Below are 8,653 nucleotides of genomic sequence, written 5' to 3' on the forward strand. Positions count from 1 at the left end.
TCCACGACGATATTATCGACCGTGATTTCGTTCGCTACGGTTCACCAAACGTCTCGGGCAGGTACAAGGCAGCGTACGCGCATTTTATTGAAGACGAGGCGCATGCAAAAAAAAAATCAGAACGCCACATACACACATTGTGCCTACACGCCAATATTATAAATTGCCTACCGACAGAAAAGGCACCAGTACGTGGATTTTCGCGGCCCACAAAACAGAAGATAAGATAAAGGCGATGGAAAATGCAGATTTACTTTTTGCTACCGATGAAAATGACAGCACTCTTGAGATAAACGAAGACAGCCCCGAATGGAAAGCGAAAGCCTTGTTGTATACTCAGAATTATTTTAAGAGAAGCTATAAACTTGCGTCAGACATACAGGAAGATATTGATAGTATGGGCCGTCCCGATCTTGGTGTTCATCAACGGCAAAAAGGCATTTGGGTTTTGCAGGCAACACAAATGCCTGCAGTATTGGTTGAAACGGGCTTTATTGATAATTATGATGATGAAAGATATCTTATCAGCGAAAAGGGCCAGCAGGAAATTGCTGAGTCTATAACACGTGCCCTCATAAAGTATAAAACCCAGGTGGAAGCCAAGACAGTTGTCAACGCCGATGCGATGAATACCAAATAACACCACAATAAATTTGCAATTAACCTTTAGCTGGTTGGGGATAATAATTCTTAAATAAATAACCCGGAATTTTTTATTAAAGCCTTGCACGCGATGTGCCAATAAAGATTTACTATTTTCGCAACAGCAATTTGAATTATACTCTAACCGGGAACATCGTTAACCTAAAAATGAAAACTGCCTACTACCAAATAAAACATTATGAAAATAAGTAACGAAACTAAAATAGGAACCATGGCAGTTGTGGGCATTGTGCTGCTTGTTTTGGGATTTAATTTTCTGAAGGGCAATAATCTTTTCAAAAAAAACGATTACATCTATGCCAAATACCAGGATGTGCAGGGCCTTTCAAAATCGAACCCGGTTGTAATTAACGGGCTGCAGGTAGGAAGAATTGAAAACCTGGATGGGGGAAAATCCATGAAACAAATTATTGTAACCGTAAGCCTTACAAAAGATGTAAATATTCCGGATAACTCACTTGCTGTAATAAATCCAAATCTTCTCGGTGGTAGTGCCACACTCGAAATTCAATTAGGTAACTCTACCAATTATTTAAAGAAGGGCGATACTGTACTCACAACGCTTAGCGGCGGCGCCTTTGATGAGGCGTTAAAGGTTATTAACCCTGTTTTATACGAAGTAAGAAATTCAGTAAAATCGCTTGACTCAGTACTTCATGTGGTAACCGGCGTATTTGATCCTGCAACGAAAAATAATATTAAAGGGATCGTTGCTAATTTAAATACAACAACAGCGTCATTTGCTTTGTCTGCAGTTTCATTAGAGAAAATTTTGAATACACAAAATGGTGCACTGGCCAGCTCGCTTAATAACGTAAATGCCTTTACTGCCAACCTTAATTCCAACAACGCAAAACTGGATAGCATACTCGAAAATACAAAAATAGTGACGGCAAATTTTGCAGCAATTAATTTGAAAAAAACCCTGGATTCATTAAACGTTACCATAAATAATTTTAAAGAAAGTTCCGAGAAAATTAACAGTAAGGATGGTACACTCGGTTTACTTTTGAACGATACCAAATTGTACGACAACTTGCAATCCACAGCAAACAAATTAAATATCCTCCTTGATGATGTAAGAACGCATCCTAAACGCTACGTAAATATTTCCGTCTTTGGCAAAAAAGATAAAGGTGGTTACCTGACTGCACCTTTAATTGACGATACATTAAAAGCGGTTAAGTAATAGAATGATCACCCCAGTAAGAATTATTTTAATTGTTTTTTTACTGCAGGTAAGTTTTGTTTCTTTTTCGCAAGTGACGCCGCCGCCAGCCGATACTTCCAAAAACGTCAATGCAAATGCTGATACGGTAAAAGAATTTCAAATAATCCGTGGTCCCAGTATGCGCAGTATTTATATTGATTCCACAACCACCATGCAAACCATTGCGGGGGGCGCCATCGTTAAACAGGGCACGACTCTTTTCAATGCTGACAGCATTGCCATAAATCCAACAACACACGAAGCAGAAGCTTTTGGCAACGTTCATATAAACCAGGGTGATAGTGTACAAACATATGCGCAGTATCTTAAATATATCGGCACAGATAAAACGGCCTATCTAAAAACTGATGTTAAGCTTGTTGACAAAAAGGCAACGCTCTTTACGCAGGCTCTTGATTACAACCTCCAAAGCGGCATAGGCAATTATCATAACGGTGGAAAAGTTATCAATGGTAATACGACAATTACCAGTACCGATGGAACTTATTATGCTGATACAAAAGATATTTATTTTAAAAATAATGTGGTGGTAGTTCAACCTAAAAATCATGTAACAACTGATTCGCTGTTATATAATATGCTGTCGCAGAATTACAATTTAAATGGTAACAGTTATATAAAAAGTCCGGAAGCGGAAATATATACCACACAGGGTAACTACGATTTTAAAAGCGACAATGCCATTTTCACCAGCCGGACAACAGTAAGGGACAGTAGCGGAAGGGTTTACGTTGCCAATAATATGGCAATGGATAATAAATCCGGCAATGCACAAATGGAGGGAAATGCACTCGTTAGGGATTCTGCCGGTGGTTATATTGTTCTTGCCAACCAAATTTTTTTAAATAAAAAAACCAACTCGTTCCTGGCAACAAGAAAACCAGTATTAATTATAAAACAAAAAAATGACAGCATTTATGTAGCTGCTGATACCATATTTTCCGGTTATTCAACTGCGGTAAAGAACGAGCAATTTGTAATGGCGAAAGATTCCGCTGCATATGATTCTTTACACCGGCAGCAGCTTGCAGATTCATCGCTTAGTGCAGATACATCACATGGTAAACGGCCAATGATACATTCGTCTGAAAGAGATTCTGCTTTGCGCCTTGCCCATGTAATTGATTCTTTAAATGCTGCTCACAATAATCAAAGACAAAAAATTTACAGGACGAAGGAAAACCCGGACCTCGTTGATTCTTCAATGGCAAAAGCGCCGGAAGGCTCTTTAAAAATTGATTCATTAAAGGCTAAAAGCAGCGCCGCTATCGGGGATTCTCTAAAGGCAATTGCATTGCGCAAATACTCGTCGAAAATTGATTCTTCACAATTAAAGAACAATCGAAATGAGGTAAAAGAAATTCTCCTTACTGATACTGTTAAACCGGCTAAGGCAACTATTGATTCCATTTCGATTGATTCGCTTCATAATATAACTGTCAACCCTATTCGCAATCCGCATTCAACAAAAAACGGCAACAAGGATACATTGAATAAATCAGATTCGTCAAGATATTTCCTGGCCTTTCATCATGTAAGAATATTTAGTGATTCTCTCCAAAGTGTCTGCGACAGCCTTTTCTTTTCAGCGAAGGATTCTGTATTCCGCCTGTATTACGATCCTGTAATATGGAGCGGCCGTTCTCAAATAACCGGCGATACTATTTTTTTATACACAAAAAATAAAAAACCAGAACACCTGTATGCTTTTGACAAGAGCATTATTATAAACAAAACCACGCAGGGATTTTATAACCAGATTGCCGGCAAAACAATTAACGGCTATTTCATTAATGGCGCTATTGACTACATGCGTGTAAAAGGTTCCCAGGCTGAGAGTATCTATTACGCCCAGGATAAAGACAGTGCCTATCTCGGCATGAATCGTGCCACCGGAGATGTTATCGATCTTTATTTCAAAAAAGACGATCTCGAAAAAGTTCTTTTTGTAAATGATATTAAAGGAAAATTTTACCCGATGAAAGACATTCCTGAAGACCAGAAATATTTAAAAGATTTTATTTGGCTTAATGATAAACGGCCTAAAACCAAGCTGGAACTATTCGAATAGAACTATTAGTTTTAGTTGCGAATGGCGTGGTTTATAGGTTATTAAGCGCCACTACTCTTTACTGTTAGTCACTTTCATATCCGGAAAAAGAGAAACAATAAGGAGCAGAATGGAACTAAATATGAGAAGATAAATTCCGAATTTTTTTTCGGGACAATATGCGTTATAACACGATGCAAAAAGAATATACGTTCTTATTAAATAACCTATGTTGAAGGCACAAAAAAAAATGTGTACACGTTTTGCCCAAATTTTATCGAGATATATTAGTAACGCCGATACTACTGCTACAAAAACAAAAACAATTCCGGGTTTTCCATACTTATTTTGTTCTGAGTAAAAGCCGGTAAAACTTTTATGAATATCTGCATAGTAGGCTAAGGGAATAAAACAACTTACTATTAATAGCACGCAAGCCGTCCAGCCAATTAATTTATAGTACTTCATAATGATGAAAATGTAAAGCCGCAACTTCGATAATATAATATACCTATCACGATAAATTTATGGTGGCAAAAGTAAGGCTTTAAACAGCAAGGATCATTCGCTGATAGTGTACCGGCATCATTAACTTCCATCAAACTTTCTTTCGAACTTTAACCGTCTTTTTCTTTTTTAATGCCGCATGTTTTATGTTATGCCGGATGATGTCCCAGTACTCCTTTCCATATCCCACCAGTAATTCCGATTTTGAAGGAATGTCCCGTTTCGATTCAAGAAATACCCGGCATTCATCAATTACGAAGCAGCAATTGTTCATTAATTTAATTCCGTTCTCACAGCCTTTTGCATCGTTAGCATACCGGGCAAGATTGCTTTTATGTTTGGATGAATCTATTACATGATGGCGATTAATATAGTAGATGTAGGCGTTTAAACCTTCGTGATGATCTACCTCCTTCCAGGTACTTATCTTTCCTTTGTACTCTGCAATACGGCTTCCTTTTGGAATAAATTTTTTTGTAAACAGCCCCTTGCCTGCGCCGGGTATAGTCGATTTTTTTACATGCAGGTCTTTTTCCATAAACGCCATTAGTGTCAGTAATTTTAAACTATTTAAAAAGAGTGCAATTTAAAGTAACGGGAAGATACGTTTAAAAATATTTTAAGTTAATGCGCTTTTATGAAGGGGCGTCTTGCCGCCAATATTCGGGAGAAATCCTGTTATGAAACCGATAAGCGGAAGAAACGCACAAACATTATAAACAAAGATTATGCTGGTATGGTCTGCTAAAACACCCAATACCGCAGAACCGATTCCACCCATCCCAAAAGCAAAACCAAAAAATAATCCGGACACCATCCCGACGTTGCCAGGCATTAATTCCTGCGCATATACTAATATAGCTGAGAATGCAGAAGAGAGAATAAAGCCTATGAAAACTGACAGAATAGTTGTCCAAAATAAATTAACATGAGGTAGTAAGAGCGTGAACGGAGCTACGCCTAATATTGAAAACCATATTACATACTTACGTCCGAAACGATCGCCCAGCGGACCTCCGATGAATGTACCTGCTGCTACCGCTGCTAAAAAGATAAAGAGGTGTATCTGGGAATTTTGTACAGACAATCCAAATTTATTAATAAGATAAAAAGTATAATAACTACTCATACTTGCGAGATAAAAATATTTGGAGAAAATGAGCAGCAATAGAATTACGACTGCGAAAGTGATTTTCCTTTTTGAGAGCATGGGTATATTATTCGCACTTTCAATATTATGTTTTGGTTTTATAAGATGCGTATTAGACTTATACCAGTTGCCAATGGTGATAAGAACGAAAATGGCAACCAGCGCTAAAACACCAAAGTATAAAATATGCGACCTTCCATAAGGCACAACGATAATAGCAGCAAGCAGAGGCCCCAGGGCGCTGCCGGCATTGCCTCCTACCTGGAAAATAGATTGCGCCAATCCACGCTTGCCACCCGATGCCATATAGGCAACTTTTGAAGCCTCCGGGTGAAAGATAGAAGACCCCACTCCTATCAATCCAACTGATAATAATATAGTTCCAAAGCTATTAGAAAAAGATAAAAATATTAAGCCCGCAAGCGTAAAACTCATACCTATTGCAAGAGAGAAAGGTTTTGGATTACGATCAGTGTAATAACCGACAAATGGCTGCAACAATGATGCAGTGAGTTGAAAAGTAAATGTTATAAGGCCAACCTGTGCAAAGCTTAGCTGGAATGTTTTTTTTACAACCGGGTAAATAGATGGAATTAACGATTGAATGGAATCATTCAATAGATGAGAAAAACTAATACTAAGCAATATCGGAAAGACAGTTGCCTTCGCAACGCTTGTCGCCGGTAAAGATCTTTGAATGCCTGTCGTATTCATAATTTTAAATACGGAAATTAAACAGGAAAAACTTAAGTAAAAAATAATTAAGAAAGAGTTACACCTTCTGCAAGAATCATATTGGTGGAAGCGGCATGTTGCCTGATATTTTTTGCGGGTGCGTATTCTGTTGAATGCCACCATTGCCTTGCCAGGTCAGCATTTGGAAATTCCAACATAACGAAGCGGCCGGGATGCCAGTCGCCTTCCAAAGTTTCGGTTGCGCCTCCACGAACAATAAATTTTCCATGCCAGGCTGCGATTGAAGCGGGCGTTAGTTTTTTATATTCTTCATACAATTGCGGATCCGTGATTGTTACATCTACAATAATATAAGCTGGCATGCGGTATTTTTTTGTGTGTGATCAATTTTGTGTCAGGCAGATAAACGCTGCGCTCTATAACCCCGAATAGTAATCATATCCCTGCTCGTACCAATAATCGGGTGGCCGCTCATTGCTGAACGACATCGTGCCTATTCTTTTAAGATGTTTAATACCATATTTAACGGGAATGATTAAACGAAGCGGGTATCCCTGGTTCATGGGCAAAGGTTTACCGTTCATTTCGTAGCAAAGAATTGTTTGCGGATGCATCATGCTGGCCATATCAATTCCTACATAATACTTTTTATTGGGAGTTACGAGGCCCACATACTTCATTTGCGTTTGTGCGGTAAGGTTATACTTAGCAGCAAAGTCACTAAACTTAACACCCGCCCAATGGGTAACCTGGCTCCAACCTTCTATACATTTAAAATCAAAAACAATATCAGTTTTAGGCAAAGCCTTTATTTCATCGACGGTAATAAACAAAGTATCGCCCGGGTTGCGTATTACCTGCAACTTCCAGTTTGATGGATCAAAATCATTTTCCATTCCAACATTGCCGTTTACTCTCACATTTTTTACAGCATCAGAAACAGGATAGGATTTAGCAAGATGATTATCACTCAAAAAATTAGAAAAGAAATTCTCATTATAATTCAATACGGAACGCAAGGGTTTTGGTACATCTGCCACCTTTGGCGCCTGGCGAAGTTTCTTCCACGCAAAAATGGCTGCCACCAATAACAATATGAATACCGTAAACGAAATAATAGTTTTACTTCTCAGTTTTTTTTCTGAAATAAGTATTTCTTCTTTATAATTTATGTCTGTCATTTGTCGAGTTCTTTAGGGTCTGTTGGTTTATCATCATCTGAATAAACATTGTTATTCACATCTTCAATGCCTGTTGCATTAGTTTCTTCGCCAGGTTTATTTGCATCCGTAACTTCATCATACCGAGGTTCATTTTTTTTCTCCGTTGATTCATTAATATTTATAACAGGGGTTTTAAATTGAGTCATTTCACTACCGTTGTTAATAGCAACGGGTTGCAATGTGCCGTCCTTAACAGCAGGCAATACATCGAGCCCCGTAACCATACTCCTGAAATTATTCCACCCGGCAAGTACAACCTGCACAATGTGAACTACGAAAAATAAAGTAAAAAGTATGGTCAAAATAAAATGCTCGGCACGGGCCCATTCATAACCGCCGAGGAGAGCCACCAAACCATGAAACTGAATAGGCTTATAAATAGAAAGCCCGGTAAGCAAAGATCCAAGTCCCATAATAATCACACTCGTATAAGCAATCCGTTGTGCCGCATTATATTTTTTTTGAGGAGGTGCGGTTTTCCTGATGTGCAAATCATGCAACACCACCTGGAATGATTCTTTAAAAGATTTCTTATTGGGAAAAATAAGCCGCCACTCGCCGGAAAAAATAAGATATAAAACATAGATGAATCCGTTGATAGCGAAAATCCACATAAAAACAAAATGCAGGCTCATTCCTTCTGCCAGCCTGAAAGGAAGATGCAATGCTTTATAAAATGAATTCGGGAAAAATTTCAAGACAGTTGAATCGCCCCAGCCAACCCGGTAAATATCGTTAGCCCAGTAAATTAAAATGCCGCTGAAAATCATAACAGCAATTACAGGAAAATTAATCCAGTGAAACCAACGAATGGCAAGAGGATGTTTCTTGATTACCTTTTTCATTAATCTAAATTATTACTTTTTTCGTGTTTTAGTTTTAGTCATTCAATAAGGCGCCATGCTTACGTTCGCATCTGCCGCAATTTTGCATGAAATCAAAACAATAGGATTAGTAAATTTGTTTCACTTACGTAACCAGGCTTTAAATAGTTGCAGATTTTTTTTATTAATTTGTTAATGAATACCAGTATTTATGGGTGTATGGAGACAAATAGCAGAATACCTCTGGATTAAAAAACGGGATCCCAATGCTCCCCATTCAAAATGGATAGGGTACATGCACGGCATGAA

General features: G+C 38.2%; 10 protein-coding genes. 4 read left to right on the top strand and 6 right to left on the bottom strand.

Translation table 11 applies throughout. The features are described from left to right. Nucleotides 1–139: 139 nt before the first annotated feature. From ACO1O5_RS16140 to ACO1O5_RS16150, 3 genes are all read left to right on the top strand, one after another. The gene (locus ACO1O5_RS16140; protein ID WP_486272026.1) at nucleotides 140–640 is read left to right on the top strand and encodes an N-acetylmuramoyl-L-alanine amidase family protein; all 501 of its coding nucleotides are present in this window, start codon (nucleotides 140–142) and stop codon (nucleotides 638–640) included. A 201-nt stretch (nucleotides 641–841) separates the two neighbouring features. Then, nucleotides 842–1,852 (top strand): MlaD family protein, encoded by a 1,011-nt coding sequence (locus ACO1O5_RS16145; protein ID WP_486272027.1) that lies wholly within the window; start codon nucleotides 842–844, stop codon nucleotides 1,850–1,852. A gap of 4 nt (nucleotides 1,853–1,856) precedes the next feature. Continuing rightward, entirely contained in the window at nucleotides 1,857–3,965 is a 2,109-nt protein-coding gene (locus ACO1O5_RS16150; RefSeq protein ID WP_486272029.1) for an OstA-like protein, read from the top strand. A 51-nt stretch (nucleotides 3,966–4,016) separates the two neighbouring features. On the opposite strand, the gene ACO1O5_RS16155 is transcribed toward ACO1O5_RS16150, so the two are convergent. The 6 genes from ACO1O5_RS16155 to ACO1O5_RS16180 all read right to left on the bottom strand — a co-directional run bounded on the left by ACO1O5_RS16155 (nucleotide 4,017) and on the right by ACO1O5_RS16180 (nucleotide 8,365). Continuing rightward, entirely contained in the window at nucleotides 4,017–4,412 is a 396-nt protein-coding gene (locus ACO1O5_RS16155) for a hypothetical protein (protein WP_486272031.1), read from the bottom strand. Nucleotides 4,413–4,542: 130 nt separating this feature from the next. Then, nucleotides 4,543–4,998, bottom strand: coding sequence for an SET domain-containing protein (locus ACO1O5_RS16160; protein ID WP_486272033.1), 456 nt, complete (start codon nucleotides 4,996–4,998; stop codon nucleotides 4,543–4,545). Between the two features lie 72 nt (nucleotides 4,999–5,070). Continuing rightward, nucleotides 5,071–6,315 (bottom strand): MFS transporter, encoded by a 1,245-nt coding sequence (locus ACO1O5_RS16165; protein ID WP_486272034.1) that lies wholly within the window; start codon nucleotides 6,313–6,315, stop codon nucleotides 5,071–5,073. A 47-nt stretch (nucleotides 6,316–6,362) separates the two neighbouring features. Continuing rightward, complete coding sequence (locus tag ACO1O5_RS16170) at nucleotides 6,363–6,659, bottom strand: DUF1330 domain-containing protein (RefSeq protein WP_486272035.1); 297 nt, start codon at nucleotides 6,657–6,659, stop codon at nucleotides 6,363–6,365. 54 nt (nucleotides 6,660–6,713) lie between these two features. After that, nucleotides 6,714–7,478, bottom strand: a complete 765-nt coding sequence (locus tag ACO1O5_RS16175; RefSeq protein WP_486272037.1) for a molybdopterin-dependent oxidoreductase — start codon at nucleotides 7,476–7,478, stop codon at nucleotides 6,714–6,716. Then, nucleotides 7,475–8,365 carry a cytochrome b/b6 domain-containing protein gene (locus ACO1O5_RS16180; RefSeq protein WP_486272039.1) on the bottom strand — a complete coding sequence of 297 codons (891 nt, stop codon included), beginning with the start codon at nucleotides 8,363–8,365 and terminating at the stop codon, nucleotides 7,475–7,477. The genes ACO1O5_RS16175 and ACO1O5_RS16180 overlap by 4 nt, the downstream gene beginning before the upstream one ends. A gap of 190 nt (nucleotides 8,366–8,555) precedes the next feature. On the opposite strand from ACO1O5_RS16180, the gene ACO1O5_RS16185 reads away from it, so the two are divergent. After that, a partial coding sequence (locus ACO1O5_RS16185; protein WP_486272041.1) for a DUF6728 family protein occupies nucleotides 8,556–8,653 on the top strand: 98 nt, incomplete at its 3' end.

The sequence above is a fragment of the Ginsengibacter sp. genome (assembly GCF_057362405.1).

Bases quoted from the DNA above. Each gene is read 5' to 3' on its own strand.
- ACO1O5_RS16175 (WP_486272037.1), bottom strand. From the start codon at position 7,478: ATGACAGACATAAATTATAAAGAAGAAATACTTATTTCAGAAAAAAAA.
- ACO1O5_RS16180 (WP_486272039.1), bottom strand. From the start codon at position 8,365: ATGAAAAAGGTAATCAAGAAACATCCTCTTGCCATTCGTTGGTTTCAC.
- ACO1O5_RS16170 (WP_486272035.1), bottom strand. From the start codon at position 6,659: ATGCCAGCTTATATTATTGTAGATGTAACAATCACGGATCCGCAATTG.
- ACO1O5_RS16165 (WP_486272034.1), bottom strand. From the start codon at position 6,315: ATGAATACGACAGGCATTCAAAGATCTTTACCGGCGACAAGCGTTGCG.
- ACO1O5_RS16145 (WP_486272027.1), top strand. From the start codon at position 842: ATGAAAATAAGTAACGAAACTAAAATAGGAACCATGGCAGTTGTGGGC.
- ACO1O5_RS16155 (WP_486272031.1), bottom strand. From the start codon at position 4,412: ATGAAGTACTATAAATTAATTGGCTGGACGGCTTGCGTGCTATTAATA.
- ACO1O5_RS16160 (WP_486272033.1), bottom strand. From the start codon at position 4,998: ATGGCGTTTATGGAAAAAGACCTGCATGTAAAAAAATCGACTATACCC.
- ACO1O5_RS16150 (WP_486272029.1), top strand. From the start codon at position 1,857: ATGATCACCCCAGTAAGAATTATTTTAATTGTTTTTTTACTGCAGGTA.